This is a genomic window from Mycobacterium sp. UM_CSW, assembly GCF_000455205.1.
Classification (GTDB): domain Bacteria; phylum Actinomycetota; class Actinomycetes; order Mycobacteriales; family Mycobacteriaceae; genus Mycobacterium.
Genome location: NZ_AUWQ01000023.1, coordinates 91,271 through 109,256, shown reverse-complemented (window position 1 = coordinate 109,256; position 17,986 = coordinate 91,271). Strand labels below are relative to the sequence as shown.

Genomic DNA, 17,986 nt, shown 5'->3' with positions numbered 1-17,986 from the left:
GGAGCGCCGGATGGCGGGCAGCGTCAATGTGATTCGCTGCGGCGGCGGTTTGGGGGAGTCCTCGACGCCGACCACCATGCGGCTGGTCTCGTGCACGGCCGGGGTGTCCGGGAAGAGGGAGTTGATGTGGCCCTCTGGCCCCATTCCCAGCAGGTGGACGTCGAAATTCGGCACGGGCTGGCCGGGTTCGGCGTTGGCGGCCAGCAGCTGCTCGTAGGCCAGCGCCGCGGCCGCGAGGTCCGCGCCGAATTCGCCGTCGCTGGCCGGCATTGCGTGCACCTGGCTCGACGGGATGTCGACGTGATCGAGCAGGGCCTCCCGCGCCTGCTTGTCGTTGCGCTCGTCGTCGTCCTCGGGCACGTAGCGCTCGTCCCCCCAGAACAGGTGCACCTTGGACCAGTCGATCTGGTCACGACGGGTGGCGAGGTAGCGCAGCAGGCCGATGCCGTTGCCGCCGCCGGTCAGCACGATCAGGGCCCGGCCCCGCGCCGCCGCGGCGTCCTGGATGGTCTTGACCAGCCGTTCACCCGCGGCCTCGACGAGGGCGTCGCCGTCCTTGAAAACTTCGACGGTCGGGCTCATACGTACTGCACCTTCTTGATCCCCTCCAGCGCTGTTCGGTAGACCTCGTCGGCGTCCAGCCGCCGCAGGTCCTCGGCCAGGCATTCACCGGTTTCCCTGCGCGCCAACGGAACCAGGGCGTCCGGGCGCGCCGTGCGGCTCAGGGTGGCGGTCCTGCCCTCCTGGGGCCGGCTGAGTGTGATGGTCTCGCTCTGGCGGGTCAGCTCGACCTTGAGCTCACCGACCGCCCGGCGCACCGGACCGTCGATGCGGCTGGCCAGCCAGCCCGCCAGGATGTCGAGCGCGGGCTCGGTCTTGAGGCCGGAAACCACCGCCGACTCGATCGGTTCGTGCGGCGGCTGGTCCACGGCGGAGGTCAGCAGCGCCCGCCAGTAGGTGATGCGCGCCCAGCACAGGTCGGTATCGCCGGCGCTGTACCCGGGCAGGCGGCTCTTGATCGCCGACAACGGGTCGATGCCGTTGGTGGCGTCGGTGATGCGCCGGATTGCCAACTTGCCCAACGGGTCCTGCGCTGGCTTCTCCGGGGCGATGTCGGGCCACCACGCCACGACGGGGATGTCGGGCAGCAGGAACGGGATGACCACGCTGGCGGCGTGGCCCGACAGCGGCCCGGACAGGTTGAGGATCACCACTTCGCTGGCGCCGGTGTCGCCGCCGGAGCGCAGCTGGGCGTCCAGGCGCGGTTGGTCGGCGTACGGGTCGCCCCGCATCGTGACGATGATGCGGCTCGGGTGCTCGTGGCTCGCGTCGTTGGCCGCCTTGAGCGATTCCTCGAGCACGTCCTCGCTGTCGGGCGCGACGAGCAGCGTCAGCACCCGCCCCATCGTGACGGCGCCGGCCTTCTCGCGCAGCTCGCTCAGTTTCTTGTTGACCGCGGTGGTGGTCGTGTCGGGCAAATCGACGATCATTGGCGCCGCTCCTCAGCATCACTGCGTTCTGCATCGTCGCCGGCGCGGATCACGGCCGCCGCCATTCCCTGCCCGTGCGGCGCAGCATCTCGAACGCCGATTCCGGGCCCCAGGTGCCGGCCTCGTAGGGGTCGGGCTTGCCATGCGAAGCCCAGTTCTCGAGGACGGGATCGAGGATCTCCCAGGCCAATTCGACTTCCTCGTTGACCGGGAACAGGGATGGCTCACCGAGCAGCACGTCGAGGATGAGCTGCTCGTAGGCCTCCGGTGATTCCTCGGCGAACGCCGATCCGTAGGAGAAGTCCATGTTGACGTCGCGGACCTCCATGGCGGTGCCCGGCACCTTGGAGCCGAACCGCAGGGTGGTGCCCTCGTCGGGCTGCACCCGGATGACCATCGCGTTGGCGCCCAGCTCGTCGGTCATGGTCGCGTCGAACGGCAGATGCGGTGCGCGCTTGAAGATCAGGGCGATCTCGGTCACCCTGCGGCCCAGGCGTTTACCGGTTCGCAGGTAGAACGGCACGCCGGCCCAGCGGCGGGTGTCGACCTCGAGCGTGATCGCGGCGAACGTCTCCGTGGTGGAGTCCTTCGAGAACCCCTCCTCGTCGAGCAGCCCGACGACCTTCTCGCCGCCCTGCCAGCCAGCGGTGTATTGGCCGCGGCTGGTGGTCTCGTCGAGCGGTTCGGCGAGCTGCGTCGCCGAGAGCACCTTGATCTTCTCCGTTTGCAGCGCAGCCGGATTGAAGCTCACCGGCTCCTCCATCGCGGTCAGCGCCAGCAGCTGCATGAGGTGGTTCTGGATGACGTCGCGGGCCGCGCCGATGCCGTCGTAGTAGCCGGCCCGGCCACCCAGCCCGATGTCCTCGGCCATGGTGATCTGCACGTGGTCGACGTAGTGGGCGTTCCAGATCGGGTCGAACAACTGGTTGGCGAACCGCAGCGCCAGGATGTTGCGGACCGTCTCCTTGCCCAGATAGTGGTCGATGCGGAACACCGCCTCCTCCGGGAAGACAGCGTTGACGGTTTTGTTCAGCTCGCGGGCGCTTTCCAGGTCGTGACCGAACGGCTTTTCGATGACGACCCGGCTCCACCGGTCGCCCTGCGGGCGGGCCAACCCGGACTTGTGCAGCTGCTCGCACACCACCGGGAAGGCGTTCGGAGGGATCGCCAGGTAGAAGGCGTGGTTGCCGCCGGTGCCGCGCTCGGCGTCGAGCTTCTCCAGCGTCTCGGCGAGCCGGGCGAACGCCTCGTCGTCATCGAAAGCGCCTGGCACGAAACGGAATCCCTCGGCCAGCCGCTCCCAGTTCTCCTCCCGGAACGGCGTGCGGCAGTGCTCCTTGACGGCCTGGTAGACCACCTTGCGGAAATCCTGCGTCTGCCAGTCCCGGCGGGCAAAACCCACCAGCGAAAAGGTGGGCGGCAGCAACCCCCGGTTGGCCAGGTCGTAGATGGCCGGCATCACCTTCTTGCGGGCCAGGTCGCCGGTGACCCCGAAGATCACCATGCCGCACGGGCCGGCGATCCGGGGCAGCCGCTTGTCCTGCTTGTCCCGCAACGGGTTTCGCCACTGCGCGGCGTCGCGGGAGCCCGCCTTCGAGCCCGCCGGGCTCATTTGCCGAGGGAATCGAGTTGCTTCTGCGTCTCTTCCAACAGCTCGGTCCAGGACTCCACGAACTTTTCCACGCCCTCTTTTTCCAGCACCACGAAGACGTCGGTCAGGTCGACGCCGACCGCGGCCAGCTTGTCGAACACCTCCTGAGCGGCCGATGCGGTGCCGCTGACGGTGTCGCCCTTGATTTCACCGTGATCGGCGACGGCGTCGATCGTCTTCTCCGGCATGGTGTTAACCGTGTTCGGGGCGACCAGCTCGGTGACGTAGAGGGTGTCGGAGTAGTCGGGGTTCTTGACCCCCGTCGACGCCCACAGCGGCCGCTGCACGCGCGCCCCATCGGACTTGAGCGACTCGTAGCGATCGCCGCCCTTGAAGACCTCTTCGTAGGCGGCGTACGCCAAGCGGGCGTTGGCGACGCCGGCCTTGCCCCGCAGCGCGAGCGCGTCTTCGGAGCCGATCTTTTCCAGCCGCTTGTCGACCTCGGTGTCCACCCGGGAGACGAAGAACGATGCCACCGAATGGATCTTGGACAGGTCGTGCCCGGCCTCGCGGGCCTTCTCCAGCCCGGCCAGGTAGGCGTCCATCACCTGGCGGTGCCGCTCGACGGAGAAGATCAGCGTGACGTTGACCGAAATCCCCTCCGCCAGAACGGAAGTGATGGCCGGAATGCCGGCCTTGGTCGCCGGGATCTTGATGAACAAGTTGGGTCGATCGACGATCTTCCACAGCTCGACGGCCTGCGCGGTGGTCTTGTCGGTCTCGGCGGCGAGTCGCGGGTCGACCTCGATGGACACCCGGCCGTCGACACCGTCGGAGGCCTCCCACTGCGGCCGCAGCACGTCGCACGCGTTGCGGACGTCGTCGGTGGTGACCGTGCGAATAGTGGCGTCCACGTCGGCACCGCGTTCGGCCAACTCGGAGATCTGCTCGTCGTAGGTGTCGCTGTCGGCGAGCGCCTTCTGGAAGATCGAGGGGTTGGTGGTCACGCCGACAACGCTTTTGGTGTCGATCAGCTCCTGCAGGTTGCCCGACTGTAGCCGCTCGCGCGACAAGTCATCCAGCCAAACGGACACCCCTGCTGCGCTCAACGCCGCGAGGTTGGGGTTCTGACTGGCCATGTGAATCACCCTTTCTCAGTTATCGACTACCTGCTCCGCGGCCGCCGCGACGGCTTCGGCGGTAAAGCCGAACTCACGGAACAAAGTCTTGTAATCGGCGGATTCGCCGTAGTGCTCGATCGACACGATGCGACCGGTGTCGCCGACGAGCTTGTGCCAGGACTGCGCGATCCCCGCCTCGACCGCCACCCGCGCCGACACCGACGGGGGCAGCACGCTGTCGCGGTACTCCTCGGGCTGCGACTCGAACCACTCGACGCACGGCATGGACACCACGCGTGCCACGATGTCCCTGTCCGCCAGCAGGTTTCGCGCCTCGACCGCGAGCTGAACCTCGGAGCCCGTGGCGATCAGCACGACGTCCGGCTCGTCGCCGCCGTCATCACCGAGGATGTAGCCGCCGCGGCCGACACCCTCGAAGTTGGTGCCCTCCAGGACCGGCACGCCCTGGCGGGTCAGGATCAGCCCGACCGGACCGCTGCCGTTGCCGCGGGCCAGAATGGTGCGCCACGCGTACGCAGTCTCGTTGGCGTCGGCCGGGCGCACCACCGACAGGTGGGGGATGGCGCGCAGCGCGGCCAGGTGCTCGATCGGCTGGTGCGTCGGGCCGTCCTCGCCCAGCCCGATCGAATCGTGCGTCCACACGTAGATGGTGTCGATGTTCATCAGCGACGCCAGGCGCACGGCCGGGCGCATGTAGTCGGAGAACTGCAGGAACGTGCCGCCGTAGGCGCGGGTCGGGCCGTGCAGCACGATGCCGGACAGGATGGCGCCCATCGCGTGTTCGCGAACGCCGAAGTGCAGTGTGCGACCGTACCAGTCGGCGGTGTAGTCCTTCGTCGAAATCGACGGGGGCCCAAACGATTTGACGTTGTCCATGGTGGTGTTGTTGCTGCCCGCCAGGTCGGCCGAACCGCCCCACAGCTCGGGCAGTTTCGGCCCCACCGCGTTGAGCACCTTGCCGGACGCCGCGCGGGTGGCCAGCGGCTTGTCCTCCGGGGTCCAGGTCGGGACGTCGGCGTCCCAGCCGTCGGGCAGCTTCTCGGCGGTCAGCCGGTCAAGCAGCGCTTTGCGTTCGGGTTCGCGCTGCGCCCAGGCGTCGAATTCGGGTTGCCACTTTTCGTGTGCTTCCTTGCCCCGGTCCACCAACTTGCGGGTGTGGGCGAGCACCTCGTCGCGCACCTCGAAGTTCTTATCCGGGTCGAAGCCCAGGATCTTCTTGACGGCCGCGACCTCTTCGTCGCCGAGGGCGGCGCCGTGCGCCTTGCCGGTGTTCATCAGCTTGGGCGCCGGGTAGCCGATGATGGTGCGCAGCTCGATGAACGACGGCCGGTCGGTGACGGCCTTGGCGTTGGCGATGGCCTCCTCGATGCCGACGACGTTCTCGCCGCCCTCCACCCGCTGCACGTGCCAGCCGTAGGCCTCGTAACGCGCGGCGGTGTCCTCGCACAGCGCGATGTTGGTGTCGTCCTCGATGGAGATCTGGTTGTGGTCGTAGAACACGATCAGGTTGCCCAGCTGCTGCACGGCCGCCAGCGACGACGCCTCGGACGTCACGCCCTCCTCGATGTCCCCATCGGAGGCGATCACGAAGATGAAGTGATCGAACGGGCTGGTGCCCGGCTCGGCGTCCGGGTCGAACAGGCCGCGCTCGTAGCGCGACGCCATCGCCATCCCGACCGACGACGCCAGGCCCTGACCGAGCGGGCCGGTGGTGATCTCAACGCCCTTGGTGTGCCGGAACTCCGGGTGCCCGGGCGTCTTGGATCCCCACGTGCGCAACGACTCGATGTCCGACAGCTCCAGGCCGAACCCGCCCAGGTACAGCTGCAGGTACAGCGTGAGGCTGCTGTGCCCGGCCGACAGCACGAACCGGTCACGACCCAGCCAGTAGGTGTCGCTGGGGTCGTGGCGCATCGTGCGCTGAAACAGGGTGTAGGCCAGCGGGGCCAGGCTCATCGCCGTTCCGGGGTGGCCGTTGCCGACTTTTTGGACCGCGTCCGCGGCCAGCACCCGGATCGTGTCGACCGCGGCCGAATCGATCTCGGTCCAGTCGTCGGGGAGGTGCGGTTGGGTCAGCGTGGAGATCTCTTCGAGTGTCGTCACAGCCTCAGTCCTTGGGTCATCAAGCTGATATTGCCTACCCTAATGCGGGAGTGCCGGCTCCTGCAGTGCAGAGTTCTGTAGTACCCAACGCCGGCCGCTGTGAAAATACGCCCCGGTCGCCTGGGCTTTGCAATCTGTTCGGAATTCTCGGAAGAATCCCTTTCGGACCCTCCGGGCAGGCGGCCGCCGGCACGCGGTCTACCATCGTGCGTAGTAGATGCTGCGCGCTGCTGCGACCCCGAGGAGTTATTGCGTGAGCGTTCGCGGGCGCGTCGCGCCGAGTCGAGAGGCACCGGGCCGGGTGCAAGGCACGGTCCTGGCGTACCTGGCGCTCACCAAGCCGCGGGTCATCGAGTTGCTGCTCGTCACCGCGATCCCGGCGATGCTGCTCGCCCACCGCGGCACCGTGAACCCGCTGCTGATCCTCAACACGCTGATCGGCGGGATGCTGGCCGCCGGCGGCGCCAACACGCTCAACTGCGTGGCCGACGCCGACATCGACAAGGTGATGAAGCGCACTGCGCGCAGGCCGTTGGCGCGCGCCGCGGTGCCGACGCGAAACGCCCTGGTCCTGGGGCTGGTGCTCAGCGTGGGCTCGTTCTTCTGGCTCTGGTGGACGACCAACCTGCTGTCCGGGCTACTGGCCGTGGCCACCATCGCGTTCTACGTGTTCGTCTACACGCTGTTGCTCAAGCGCCGCACGTCGCAAAACGTCGTATGGGGCGGGGCGGCGGGCTGCATGCCGGTGATGATCGGCTGGTCCGCGGTCACCGGCACCATCTCCTGGCCGGCGCTGGTGATGTTCGCGATCATCTTCTTCTGGACGCCGCCGCACACCTGGGCCTTGGCGATGCGGTACAAGGACGACTACAAGGCGGCCGGCGTCCCGATGCTGCCCGCGGTGGCGACCGAACGTCAGGTCACCAAGCAGATCCTGATCTACACCTGGCTGACCGTGCTCGCGACGCTGGCGCTGGCGCTGGCCACCGGCTGGCTCTACGCTACGGTCGCCCTGCTGGCCGGGGTGTGGTTCCTGGCGATGGCGCATCAGCTGTACGCCGGTGTGCGCGCCGGCGAGCCGGTCAAGCCGCTGCGGCTGTTCCTGCAGTCGAACAACTACCTCGCGGTGGTGTTCTGCGCGCTGGCGGTCGACTCGGTGATCGCGCTGCCGACGCTGCTGTAGCACCGGTCACACCCGTCTCTCCGCGAGGCGGCACCCTTTGTGCCCGCCTCACAGCGACAACCTTTGTGGTGGAAGAGGTGTCGCTGCGAGGCGGGCAAAACGTCGACCCCTTCCCTTTTGGGGCTGCTGTGATAGGTGCGCCGAACCGTTATGGCAGCAGCACGATCGAGCCCGTCGTCTTGCGGCCCTGCAGGTCCTGGTGTGCGCGCGCCGCTTCGGCGAGCGGATAGCGGCCGCCCACCTCGATGGTGATGCCGCCGCTGGCGATCGCGTCGAACAGTTCGCCTGCGCGCCAATGGAATTCGTCGCCGGTGCGGATGAAGTGCGCCAGCGACGGCCGGGTCAAGAACACCGACCCCGCGGCGTTGAGGCGCTGCGGGTCGAACGGCGGGACGGGTCCGCTGGCGGCGCCGAACAGCGCGAGGGTGCCCCGGACCGCCAGGCTGGCCAGGCTGGCGTCGAAAGTCGTCGCGCCGACGCCGTCGTATACCGCGGCCACCCCTTCGCCCCCCGTCAATTCGCGGATCTTCTGGCCGAATTCGCCTGGGTCGTCGGGGTAGGAGAGCACCTCGGCGGCGCCGGCCTCCTTGGACATCCGCTCCTTCTCCGGCGTGGAGACGGTGGTGATGACCCGCGCCCCGAGCAAGGTGGCCCACTGGGTCAGGATCAGCCCGACCCCGCCGGCGCCCGCGTGCACCAGCACGGTGTCACCGCTTTTGACGGGATACACCGACTTCAGCAGGTAGTGCGCGGTCAGGCCCTTGAGCATCACCGAGGCGGCCACCTCGGACGTCACGCCATCCGGCACCTTCGCGGTCAAAGCCGCTGGGGCGGTGGCGAATTCGGCGTAGGCGCCCGAGGCCGCGGCGGTGCCCACCCGGTCGCCCTCGCTGAAATCGTCGACCCCGTCGCCCGTGGCGACGACGGTGCCGGCGGTCTCCTGGCCGAGGATGAACGGCACCTCGCGCGGGTACTGCCCCGAGCGGAAATAGGTGTCGATGTAGTTGACGCCAATCGCCTCGGCCTTGATCAAGAGTTCGCCGGGGCCGGGCGTGGGCTCGGGGACGTCGACATACCGCAGGACTTCGGGACCACCGGTTTCGCTGATTTCGATTGCGTGCATGTGGATATCATGCCCGGGCATGAAGCTGGCCCGCCCGGACGTCTTCCATCCGCGCATCGTGCTGGCGGGTGATCCCCGACACCCCGACGATGCGGGGCTGGTGCCCGCGCTGCGAACCCGCGCGCTGCACGCGCGCTGGTTGCCCTGGGACGACCCGCGGACCGTCGGCGCCGACCTGGTGATCCTGCGCCGCGCCCCCGAACCACGCGACGACTTCCTGGCCTGGATCCGCCGGGTGCGCCACCTGCTCAACCCGCCCGACGCGGTCGCGTGGAACCTCGGCGAGCGGTACCTGCGCGACCTCGAGGACGACGGGGTACCGGTGCTGACGGGCGGGACGGCTCGGTCGGCGCTGGTATTCATCGGCGGGCAGCGGTCGCACGCGTGGCCGGTCGAGCCGGAGTTCGAGTCGTGGGACCTCGGATACGCCGCCATCGCGTCGGCGGCGCAACGCGCCGGAATCGGCTCGCGCGAGCTGCTTTACGCGCGCGCCGACCTGGCGGGGGACCGGCTGGTGGGGCTCGACCTGGTGGCGCCGTCGCTGGGCTGGTCGCAGCTTGACGCCGACACCCGCGGGCGGGCCCAGCGCGAGTTCGCCCTCGCCGTGGAGTCAGCCTGCGAGCGGCTGGGCCTCGGTCCGTTGTCGCGTCGACGCCCATAGCGCCGCCGTCGCCGCCGTGCAGGCGGCCGCGCCGGCCACGTGCACCGCGACCAGGGCGGCGGGCACCCCGGTGTAGTACTGGGTGGTCCCGACCGCGGCCTGCGCGCACACCAGCGCGACCAGCACGCCCAGCCGCAGCCGGATCGCCCGGGTCGCGCCCACCGCCAGCAGCCCGAAGCCGAGCCCGACCAGCAGCGCCAGGTAGGAGACCAGCAGCGACGAATGGGCGTGCACCAGCGTGGTGATCTCGACCTTCAGCCGGGGCACCGTGCGGCTGGGGCTGCGGTCGCCGGCGTGCGGGCCGGCGGCGGTCACCAGCGTGCCGGTGACCAGCACCGCCGCCAGGTTCACCGCGCTCAGCGCGGTCAGCCCGCGCAGCGGCCGCGCCACCGCGTAGTGGATCACGCCATCGTCCGGCTCGCCCACCTTGACGTAGAGCAGCACCGACAGCCACACCATCGTCATCGACGTCAGCAGGTGCACGGCGACGGTCCACCACAGCAACCCGGTGCGCACGGTGATGCCGCCGATCACCGCCTGCACCACCGTCGACACCGGCATCAGCCACGCGTAGACCAGGACCTCGGTGCGCCGGCGCGCGCGGGTCACGGCCAGCACGGCCAACGCCGCGGTGATCACCACGGCGAAGGTGATCATCCGGTTGCCGAACTCGACGGCCTGGTGGATCCGTGGCACCTCGGCCACCGCGACCGGGGTGAAGCTGCCGGGAAAGCACTGCGGCCAGGTGGGGCAGCCCAGCCCCGAGGCGGTGACGCGCACGATCGCGCCGGTGACCGCGATGCCGCCTTGCGTGAGGATGACGAGGGCGGCGACGACGCGCTGGGCGCGCAGGCTGGGGTCGGGGAGCAGGTCCACCAACCGCCGCAGCGTTCGTCGTAGCACCGCCCGATGGTAAGCCAACAAAAACTACGGTCTGTAGTACGGGCCCGTTGCGCCGAAATTGCCGCCATGGCTGTGAATGGGCGCGACCCGCGACCATGGCGGCAATCTCGGCGACCTCAGCGCGGGTCCGTTAGGTAAAGCGGAACCAGCGCCGGGCGGCCAGCGCGGCCAGCGCGCCCCACACCGCCAGCACGACGACTCCGAACCAGTCCACCGACAGCGTCATCGCCTGGGAGAGGGCCTCGGTGAGCGCGCCCGACGGGGTGAGCCGGGAAAGCCATTTCACCACCGGCGGGATCATCCTGGTTTCCAGAGTGAGCGCGCCCAGGCCGGCGAAGACGAACCACATCAGGTTGGCCACCGCGAGCACGATCTCGGCGCGCAGCGTCCCGCCGAGCAACAGCCCAAGCGCCGCGAAGCCGGCGGTGCCCAGCGCGATGACGGCCGCGCCCAACAGCAACGCCGCGGGCGCGGGCCGCCAGCCGAGCGCAAAACCGATGGCGCCCAACAGGATTGCCTGCAGGAACACCACCGTGACGACCGCCAGCGACTTTCCGGCGATGATGCCCCAGACCGGCAGGGGGGTGGCCCCGAGCCGTTTCAGCGCGCCGTAGCGGCGATCGAACGCGACGGCGATGGCCTGCCCGGTGAAGGCGGTCGAGATCACCGCGAGGGCCATGATCACCGGGACGAACGTGGCCGCGCGGTTGCGGCCGAAGTCGCCGAAGGGCAGCAGGGTCAGCCCCACCAACAGCGTGATCGGGATGAACATGGTCAGCAGCAATTGCTCGCCGTTGCGCAGCAGCAGCTTGAGTTCCAGGCCGAACTGCGCCGCGAGCATCCGCGGCACGGGGCTGGGGCGCGGGTCGGGTTTGAAGGTCCCCGCGGGGAAGGTGTTCGACTGGGTCCGTGAATGAGTCACGGCCGTAGCTTCCTGCCGGTGAGGTCGAGGAAGACGTCCTCGAGGCTGCGTTGCTCGACGCGCATGTCGGTGGCCAGCACGTCGATTTGTGCGCACCACGCCGTGACGGTTGCCAGCACCTGCGGGTCGACCGGGCCCTCGACCAGGTACTCGCCCGGTGTCACCTCGGTGGCCTTGTAGTCCTCCGGCAGCGCGGACGCCAGCAGGGACAGGTCGAGGCGCGGCGGCGCGGTGAACCGCAGCTGGTCCTTGGCGCCCGCGCGCATCAGTTCGGTCGGGGTGCCCGACGCTACCGTCACCCCGTGGTCGATGATCACCAGCCGATCGGCGAGTTCCTCGGCCTCCTTGAGCTGGTGCGTGGTCAGCAGCACGGTCACGCCGTCGCGGCGTAGCGCGTCGATGAGCTCCCAGACCAGCAACCGGGCGTGGGCGTCCATGCCGGCGGTGGGCTCGTCGAGGAACACCAGCTCGGGCCGGCCGACCAGCGCACAGGCCAGCGCCAGCCGTTGCTGCTGCCCGCCGGAGAGCCGCCGGTAGGTGGTGCGGGCGGCGTCGGTGAGGCCGAGGGTGTCCAGCAGCCATGCCGGGTCCAGCGGGTCGGCGGAGTAGGCGGCCACCAGGTTGAGCATTTCGCCCGCCCGCGCCGCGGGATAGCCGCCGCCGCCCTGCAGCATCACCCCGATCCGCGCGCGCAGGCGCGCGTTGTCGGCGACGGGGTCCAGGCCGAGCACCCGGATCGTGCCGGCGTCGGGACGCGCGAAGCCCTCGCACATCTCGACCGTCGTGGTCTTACCGGCGCCGTTGGGCCCGAGCAGGGCCAGCACCTCGGCGGCGTGCACCTCCAGATCGAGGTTCGAGACGGCCTCGACGGCGGCCGCGCCGGACCCGTATTGCTTGGTGACCCCGCGCAACCGCACGACAGTGTCGGGCGTTTCGGGGAGCGGGCTCACGTGGAATCAGCGTAGGCGTCGGGTGCCGCCTCGGAGCGAGGGGCGGTCCTGGGGGGCTCGGCGGGCAGCGTGACGGCCGTCTGGCCGTTGGTTTCCGGGCCCGTCGGCCGCAGTTGGCGCCACGGCAGACGGGTGTAGGTCAACGCGATGAGCACCGCCACGATCAGGCTGCTGGCCAGCGTGGCGTCCACGATCTGAAAGAGGGCGAAACGGTCGCCATTGGCCGTCGGACCGAAGATGCCGACGACGAGGGTGATGACGATCACCGCCACCCGGAAGCCTGGGCGCGTCGCCCACGCGGCCAGCGGGATGATGGCCCACAGCAGATACCACGGCTGCACCACCGGGAACAGCAACACGCAGATGCCCAGCGCGACACCCAGGCCGCCGATCGGGTGCAGCCGCCCGCGGAAGACGGCCACCAGCAACCAGGCCACCAGCACCATGATGATTAGCACGCCGATGCCACGGGTCAGCCCCAGCACGGCGGTGGTGTGATCGCCGAGGCCCAGCAGGATGCCCACCTGCCCGGTACCCAGGGCCAGCAGCGTCGGCGGCGACATCCAGCTGCGCACCACGTTGGCGGTGCCCAGCGTGTAGATCCAGCCGAATCCCAGCCCGCTGGCCCAGCCGACCAGGGCCATCACGGCCAGTGCCAGCGCCGCCATCCCACCGCCCGCCAGCAGCAGCGCGCGCAGGTTGCCGCCGCAGCGGTAGGCCAGCGCCATCGTGACGAATCCGAGCGCCAGCAGCGACGGCAGCTTCACCTGCGAGGACAGGGTGATCAGAATCGCGCCCGCCAGCAGCATCCCCAACGGCTCCCAGCTCGGGCCCGGCCGCCACGAGGTGGGCAGCAGTCGCGGAGAGTCGATGCCGCGCAGCGCGAACTCGGCGCCGGCCAGCATCAGCCCGAGCATCAGCGCCTCGTTGTGGACGCCGGCGACCAGGTGCATGATCAGCAGCGGATTGGCGGCCCCCAGCCACAGGGCGCTCACCTCGGCGACGCCGCAGCGCCGGGCCAGCCGCGGGGTGGCCCACACGATCAGGCCGACCCCGATCAGCACCACGATCCGGTGGCACAGCACGGCGGCGACGATGTTCTCCCCGGTCAGCGCCGAGATGCCGCGCCCGATCCACAGGAACAACGGGCCGTACGGTGCGGGCGTCTCGCGCCACAGCGTCGGCACCGACAGCGTGAACACGTGGCCGAGGCCCAGCCCGGACGCCGGGCCCACCTTGTAGGGGTCGAGCCCCTCCAGCGAGATCTGGCTCTGGGCCAGGTACGAGTAGACGTCCTTGCTGTACATCGGCGGCGCGATCAGCAGCGGCAGCGTCCACAGCAGCAGGGTGCGGTCCAGGTCCCCGCGCGACATTTTCCGGTTGCCCAGCGCAAACCGCCCCAGCATCAGCCAGGCCAGCGCCATCATCACCGCGCCCGTCGTCGTCATCGTCAGCGACACCGTCTGGATGCGCGACGGCAGGTTGAGCAGCCGGACCCCGAATGTCGGGTCCTGTACGACGGGCCGCGCCCCGGCGCCCAGCGCGCCGATCGCCATCAGGACGGTGCCGGTGGCGCCGAACAGGCGGGTGCGCTGCAGCGCGGTGAGCTCGGTATCGTTCAGCGGCGAACCCACCGCTTGCTCGTCGCCGTGCAGGCTGGCGATCGACGAGCTCAGCGTGTGGTGGCGGGCTGCCATCAGAGCAGCGTAGCGGCACGCCCTTGTGACCAGCGCAACGCGCAGACAGGGGACCCTTGGTGGACCGATCCCCGGAATTGCGTCACACTGGTGTTGTGAAAATCCGAACCAGCCTCGATGAGGCGCCCGTGGCTCCCGTCGGCGCCGCGGTGCCGGACGGTCACACCCGCCGCGCCATCGTGCGCCTGCTGCTGGAATCCGGATCGATCACCGCCGTCGAGATCGGGGATCGGCTCGGGCTGACGCCCGCCGGCGTGCGGCGTCACCTCGACGCGCTGATCGAGGCGGGTGACGCCGAGTCGGTGGCCGCCGAGCCATGGCAGCAGGTAGGCCGTGGGCGCCCCGCCAAGCGCTTCCGGCTGACCGGGGCCGGCCGGGCCAAGCTCGACCACGCCTACGACGACCTGGCCGCGGCGGCCATGCGCCAGCTGCGGGAGATCGGCGGCGAGGGCGCCGTCCGCACCTTCGCCCGGCGGCGCATCGACGCGATCCTGGCCGGGGTCGAGGCGGCCGACAGCGGCGACGACGCCGAGGTCGAGGCGGCGGCCGAGCGGGTCGCCGGCGCGCTGACCAAGGCCGGTTACGTCGCGACCACGACGCGGGTGGGCGGGCCGATCCACGGTGTGCAGATCTGCCAGCACCACTGCCCGGTGTCCCACGTCGCCGAGGAATTTCCCGAGTTGTGTGAAGCCGAGCAGCAGGCCATGGCCGAGGTGCTCGGAACCCACGTGCAGCGGTTGGCGACCATCGTCAACGGAAACTGCGCCTGCACCACCCATGTACCACTCACGGTTCCGGCGGCCAGCCCACGTCGCGACACCACGAACACCGAAGGAGCGTCGTTATGACCCTTGAGGCCGACAGGGCCCCTGCCCAGCCGCTGACCCAGGAGGAGGCGATCGCCTCGCTGGGGCGGTACGGCTACGGCTGGGCGGACTCCGACGTCGCGGGCGCCAGCGCGCAGCGCGGACTGTCCGAGGCGGTGGTGCGCGACATCTCGGCGAAGAAGAACGAGCCCGAGTGGATGCTGCAGACCCGGCTCAAGGCGCTGCGCATCTTCGAGCGCAAGCCCATGCCGAACTGGGGCTCCAACCTCGAGGGCATCGACTTCGACAACATCAAGTACTTCGTGCGTTCCACCGAGAAGCAGGCCGCAACCTGGGATGACCTCCCCGAGGACATCCGCAACACCTACGACCGGCTGGGCATCCCGGAGGCGGAGAAGCAGCGGCTGGTGGCGGGCGTCGCGGCCCAGTATGAGTCCGAGGTGGTCTACCACCAGATCCGGGAAGACCTTGAGGCGCAAGGGGTTATCTTCCTCGACACCGACACGGGCCTGCGGGAGCATCCCGAGGTCTTCAAGGAGTACTTCGGCACGGTGATCCCGGCGGGGGACAACAAGTTCTCCGCGCTGAACACCGCGGTGTGGAGCGGGGGCTCGTTCATCTACGTGCCGCCGGGCGTGCACGTCGACATCCCGCTGCAGGCCTACTTCCGGATCAACACCGAGAACATGGGCCAGTTCGAACGCACGCTGATAATCGTCGACGAGAATGCCTACGTCCACTACATCGAGGGCTGTACCGCTCCGATCTACAAGTCGGATTCGCTGCACTCCGCGGTGGTGGAGATCATCGTAAAGCCCGGTGGCCGTTGCCGTTACACGACAATCCAGAACTGGTCGGGCAACGTCTACAACCTGGTCACCAAGCGGGCCCGCGCCGAGGCCGGCGCCACCATGGAGTGGGTCGACGGCAACATCGGCTCCAAGGTGACGATGAAGTACCCGGCGGTCTGGATGACCGGCGAGCACGCCAAGGGCGAGGTGCTTTCGGTGGCGTTCGCCGGCGAGGACCAGCACCAGGACACCGGCGCCAAGATGCTGCACCTGGCGCCCAACACCTCGAGCAACATCGTGTCCAAGTCGGTCGCCCGCGGCGGCGGCCGCACCTCCTACCGCGGCCTGGTGCAGGTGAACAAGGGCGCGCACGGATCGCGCTCGAGCGTGAAATGCGATGCGCTGCTGGTCGATACGATCAGCCGCAGCGACACCTACCCCTATGTCGACATCCGCGAGGACGACGTCACCATGGGCCACGAGGCCACGGTGTCGAAGGTCAGCGAAAACCAGCTGTTCTACCTGATGAGCCGCGGGCTGACCGAGGACGAGGCGATGGCGATGGTGGTGCGCGGCTTCGTCGAGCCGATCGCCAAAGAGCTGCCGATGGAGTACGCGCTGGAGCTCAACCGGCTGATCGAGCTGCAGATGGAGGGCGCGGTCGGATGACCGCTACTGCTCTGAATAAAGGCGAGCTCTTCGCGTCCTTCGACGTTGACGCCTTCGAGGTTCCGCACGGCCGCGACGAGCTGTGGCGCTTCACGCCGCTGCGGCGGCTGCGCGGCCTGCACGACGGTTCCGCAAAGGCCACCGGCCGCGCCGAGATCGCCGTCGACCAGCGGCCCGGCGTGCAGGTCGAGATCGTCCGCCGCGGCGACGAGCGGCTCGGCCAGGGCGGTGCCCCCGCCGATCGCGTTGCCGCTCAAGCATTTTCGTCCTTCAATTCCGCGACCGTCGTCACCGTCGGCCGGGACACCCGGATCGCCGAGCCGATCAACATCACCGTCACCGGCCCCGGTGATGGCGCCGTGGCCTACGGGCATCTGCAGATCCGCGTGGAAGAGCTCGGCGAGGCGGTGGTGGTCATCGACCAGCGCGGCGGCGGAACCTATGCCGACAACGTCGAATTCGTCGTCGACGACGCCGCCCGGCTGACGGTCGTGTGGATCGCCGACTGGGCCGACGACATGGTGCACCTGAGCGCGCATCACGCCAGGCTGGGCAAGGACTCGGTGCTGCGGCACGTCACCGTCACGCTGGGCGGTGAGGTGGTGCGGATGTCGGCCAACGTGCGATTTTCCGGTCCCGGAGGGGACGCCGAGTTGCTGGGCCTGTACTTCGCCGACGACGGCCAGCACCTCGAGTCGCGGCTGCTGGTGGACCACGCGCGGCCCGACTGCAAGTCGAACGTGCTGTACAAGGGTGCGCTGCAAGGGGATCCGGAGTCCGCGCTGCCCGACGCGCACACGGTCTGGGTGGGCGACGTGCTGATCCGCGCCGAAGCCACCGGCACCGACACCTTCGAGGTGAACCGCAACCTGGTGCTCACCGACGGCGCGCGCGCCGACTCGGTGCCCAACCTCGAGATCGAGACCGGCGAGATCGCCGGCGCCGGACACGCCAGCGCCACCGGGCGTTTCGACGACGAGCAACTGTTCTACCTGCGTTCGCGCGGCATCCCGGAGGATCAGGCCCGCCGCCTGGTGGTCCGCGGGTTCTTCGGGGAGATCATCTCGAAGATCGCGGTGCCCGAGGTACGCGAACGCCTGACCGCAGCCATCGAACACGAACTGGCCATTACGGAGAAAACAACCACATCATGACGACCCTGGAAATCAAAGACCTGCACGTCAGCGTCGACGACCCCAACGCCGCCGAGGGCGAGCGCGAGATCCCCATCCTCAAGGGCGTGGACCTGACGGTGAAATCCGGTGAGACGCATGCGCTGATGGGCCCCAACGGGTCCGGCAAGTCGACGCTGTCCTACGCGATCGCCGGTCACCCCAAGTACCGCGTCACCTCCGGGTCGATCACGCTGGACGGCGAGGACGTGCTGGCGATGAGCGTCGACGAGCGCGCGCGTGCCGGGATATTTCTCGCGATGCAGTACCCCGTCGAGGTGCCCGGGGTGTCGGTGTCGAACTTCCTGCGCTCGGCCGCGACGGCCATCCGCGGCGAGGCCCCGAAGCTGCGCCACTGGGTCAAAGAGGTCAAGGGGGCGATGACGTCCCTCGAGATCGATCCCGTCTTCGCCGAGCGCAGCGTCAACGAGGGTTTCTCCGGCGGCGAGAAGAAGCGTCACGAGATCCTGCAGCTGGAGCTGCTCAAGCCCAAGATCGCGATCCTCGACGAGACCGACTCGGGGCTGGACGTCGACGCGCTGCGGGTGGTCAGCGACGGCGTGAACCGCTACGCCGAGACCGAGCACGGCGGAATCCTGTTGATCACGCACTACACCCGCATCCTGCGCTATATCCACCCGGAGTACGTGCACGTGTTCGTGGGCGGCCGCATCGCCGAGTCCGGCGGTCCGGAGCTGGCCGACGAACTCGAGCAGAACGGATATGTGCGCTTCTCCCAAGCGGCGGCCACCGGGGCCTGAG

Annotated in this window: 16 protein-coding genes; 6 read left to right on the top strand and 10 right to left on the bottom strand. The window is 69.1% G+C overall.

Annotation, left to right across the window (positions count from 1 at the left end):
• From pgl to tkt, 5 genes are all read right to left on the bottom strand, one after another.
• Window positions 1–582, bottom strand: a 582-nt coding sequence (pgl, locus tag N415_RS10330) for a 6-phosphogluconolactonase (protein WP_068180555.1), incomplete at its 3' end; no start/stop codon positions are given.
• Window positions 579–1,490, bottom strand: a complete 912-nt coding sequence (opcA, locus tag N415_RS10325) for a glucose-6-phosphate dehydrogenase assembly protein OpcA (RefSeq protein ID WP_068180552.1) — start codon at window positions 1,488–1,490, stop codon at window positions 579–581. The genes pgl and opcA, both read right to left, overlap by 4 nt.
• A 49-nt stretch (window positions 1,491–1,539) precedes the next feature.
• The gene (gene zwf / locus N415_RS10320; RefSeq protein WP_068180549.1) at window positions 1,540–3,102 is read right to left on the bottom strand and encodes a glucose-6-phosphate dehydrogenase; all 1,563 of its coding nucleotides are present in this window, start codon (window positions 3,100–3,102) and stop codon (window positions 1,540–1,542) included.
• Complete coding sequence (tal, locus tag N415_RS10315; RefSeq protein ID WP_068180546.1) at window positions 3,099–4,220, bottom strand: transaldolase; 1,122 nt, start codon at window positions 4,218–4,220, stop codon at window positions 3,099–3,101. The genes zwf and tal overlap by 4 nt, the downstream gene beginning before the upstream one ends.
• 15 nt (window positions 4,221–4,235) lie before the next feature.
• Entirely contained in the window at window positions 4,236–6,326 is a 2,091-nt protein-coding gene (tkt, locus tag N415_RS10310; RefSeq protein ID WP_068180543.1) for a transketolase, read from the bottom strand.
• 253 nt (window positions 6,327–6,579) lie between these two features.
• On the opposite strand from tkt, the gene N415_RS10305 reads away from it, so the two are divergent.
• On the top strand, window positions 6,580–7,509 hold the full coding sequence (locus tag N415_RS10305; protein WP_068180540.1) for a heme o synthase: 930 nt from the start codon (window positions 6,580–6,582) through the stop codon (window positions 7,507–7,509).
• Between the two features lie 148 nt (window positions 7,510–7,657).
• On the opposite strand, the gene N415_RS10300 is transcribed toward N415_RS10305, so the two are convergent.
• The gene (locus N415_RS10300) at window positions 7,658–8,632 is read right to left on the bottom strand and encodes a quinone oxidoreductase (protein ID WP_068180537.1); all 975 of its coding nucleotides are present in this window, start codon (window positions 8,630–8,632) and stop codon (window positions 7,658–7,660) included.
• A 19-nt stretch (window positions 8,633–8,651) separates the two neighbouring features.
• On the opposite strand from N415_RS10300, the gene N415_RS10295 reads away from it, so the two are divergent.
• Window positions 8,652–9,293 carry a hypothetical protein gene (locus N415_RS10295; protein ID WP_068180535.1) on the top strand — a complete coding sequence of 214 codons (642 nt, stop codon included), beginning with the start codon at window positions 8,652–8,654 and terminating at the stop codon, window positions 9,291–9,293.
• Here the strand turns inward: N415_RS10295 and N415_RS10290 are convergent.
• From N415_RS10290 to mptB, 4 genes are all read right to left on the bottom strand, one after another.
• Entirely contained in the window at window positions 9,243–10,172 is a 930-nt protein-coding gene (locus tag N415_RS10290; RefSeq protein ID WP_239645496.1) for a heme A synthase, read from the bottom strand. The two genes, N415_RS10295 and N415_RS10290, sit on opposite strands and share 51 nt — an antisense overlap.
• A gap of 154 nt (window positions 10,173–10,326) precedes the next feature.
• Window positions 10,327–11,037, bottom strand: a complete 711-nt coding sequence (locus N415_RS10285; RefSeq protein WP_231981933.1) for an ABC transporter permease — start codon at window positions 11,035–11,037, stop codon at window positions 10,327–10,329.
• 77 nt (window positions 11,038–11,114) lie between these two features.
• Window positions 11,115–12,068 (bottom strand): ABC transporter ATP-binding protein, encoded by a 954-nt coding sequence (locus tag N415_RS10280; RefSeq protein ID WP_152531317.1) that lies wholly within the window; start codon window positions 12,066–12,068, stop codon window positions 11,115–11,117.
• Window positions 12,065–13,765 (bottom strand): polyprenol phosphomannose-dependent alpha 1,6 mannosyltransferase MptB, encoded by a 1,701-nt coding sequence (gene mptB, locus N415_RS10275; RefSeq protein WP_068180526.1) that lies wholly within the window; start codon window positions 13,763–13,765, stop codon window positions 12,065–12,067. The genes N415_RS10280 and mptB overlap by 4 nt, the downstream gene beginning before the upstream one ends.
• Before the next feature lie 56 nt (window positions 13,766–13,821).
• On the opposite strand from mptB, the gene N415_RS10270 reads away from it, so the two are divergent.
• From N415_RS10270 to sufC, 4 genes are read left to right on the top strand one after another with little or no spacing between them, the layout of a single operon-like run.
• Window positions 13,822–14,613 carry a metalloregulator ArsR/SmtB family transcription factor gene (locus tag N415_RS10270; protein ID WP_068180523.1) on the top strand — a complete coding sequence of 264 codons (792 nt, stop codon included), beginning with the start codon at window positions 13,822–13,824 and terminating at the stop codon, window positions 14,611–14,613.
• Window positions 14,610–16,052 carry a Fe-S cluster assembly protein SufB gene (gene sufB / locus N415_RS10265; protein WP_068180521.1) on the top strand — a complete coding sequence of 481 codons (1,443 nt, stop codon included), beginning with the start codon at window positions 14,610–14,612 and terminating at the stop codon, window positions 16,050–16,052. Before N415_RS10270 ends, sufB begins: the two co-directional genes overlap by 4 nt.
• On the top strand, window positions 16,049–17,206 hold the full coding sequence (gene sufD / locus N415_RS10260; protein ID WP_068180520.1) for a Fe-S cluster assembly protein SufD: 1,158 nt from the start codon (window positions 16,049–16,051) through the stop codon (window positions 17,204–17,206). Before sufB ends, sufD begins: the two co-directional genes overlap by 4 nt.
• A complete protein-coding gene (gene sufC / locus N415_RS10255; RefSeq protein ID WP_067148242.1) occupies window positions 17,203–17,985 on the top strand; it encodes a Fe-S cluster assembly ATPase SufC in 783 nt (260 codons plus the stop codon). Before sufD ends, sufC begins: the two co-directional genes overlap by 4 nt.
• Window position 17,986 lies beyond the last annotated feature (1 nt).

Excerpts from the sequence above, each read along its gene's own strand:
- opcA (WP_068180552.1), bottom strand. The coding sequence starts at position 1,490 with ATGATCGTCGATTTGCCCGACACGACCACCACCGCGGTCAACAAGAAA.
- zwf (WP_068180549.1), bottom strand. The coding sequence starts at position 3,102 with ATGAGCCCGGCGGGCTCGAAGGCGGGCTCCCGCGACGCCGCGCAGTGG.
- tal (WP_068180546.1), bottom strand. The coding sequence starts at position 4,220 with ATGGCCAGTCAGAACCCCAACCTCGCGGCGTTGAGCGCAGCAGGGGTG.
- N415_RS10300 (WP_068180537.1), bottom strand. The coding sequence starts at position 8,632 with ATGCACGCAATCGAAATCAGCGAAACCGGTGGTCCCGAAGTCCTGCGG.
- N415_RS10295 (WP_068180535.1), top strand. The coding sequence starts at position 8,652 with ATGAAGCTGGCCCGCCCGGACGTCTTCCATCCGCGCATCGTGCTGGCG.
- N415_RS10285 (WP_231981933.1), bottom strand. The coding sequence starts at position 11,037 with ATGCTCGCGGCGCAGTTCGGCCTGGAACTCAAGCTGCTGCTGCGCAAC.
- mptB (WP_068180526.1), bottom strand. The coding sequence starts at position 13,765 with ATGGCAGCCCGCCACCACACGCTGAGCTCGTCGATCGCCAGCCTGCAC.
- sufB (WP_068180521.1), top strand. The coding sequence starts at position 14,610 with ATGACCCTTGAGGCCGACAGGGCCCCTGCCCAGCCGCTGACCCAGGAG.
- sufD (WP_068180520.1), top strand. The coding sequence starts at position 16,049 with ATGACCGCTACTGCTCTGAATAAAGGCGAGCTCTTCGCGTCCTTCGAC.
- sufC (WP_067148242.1), top strand. The coding sequence starts at position 17,203 with ATGACGACCCTGGAAATCAAAGACCTGCACGTCAGCGTCGACGACCCC.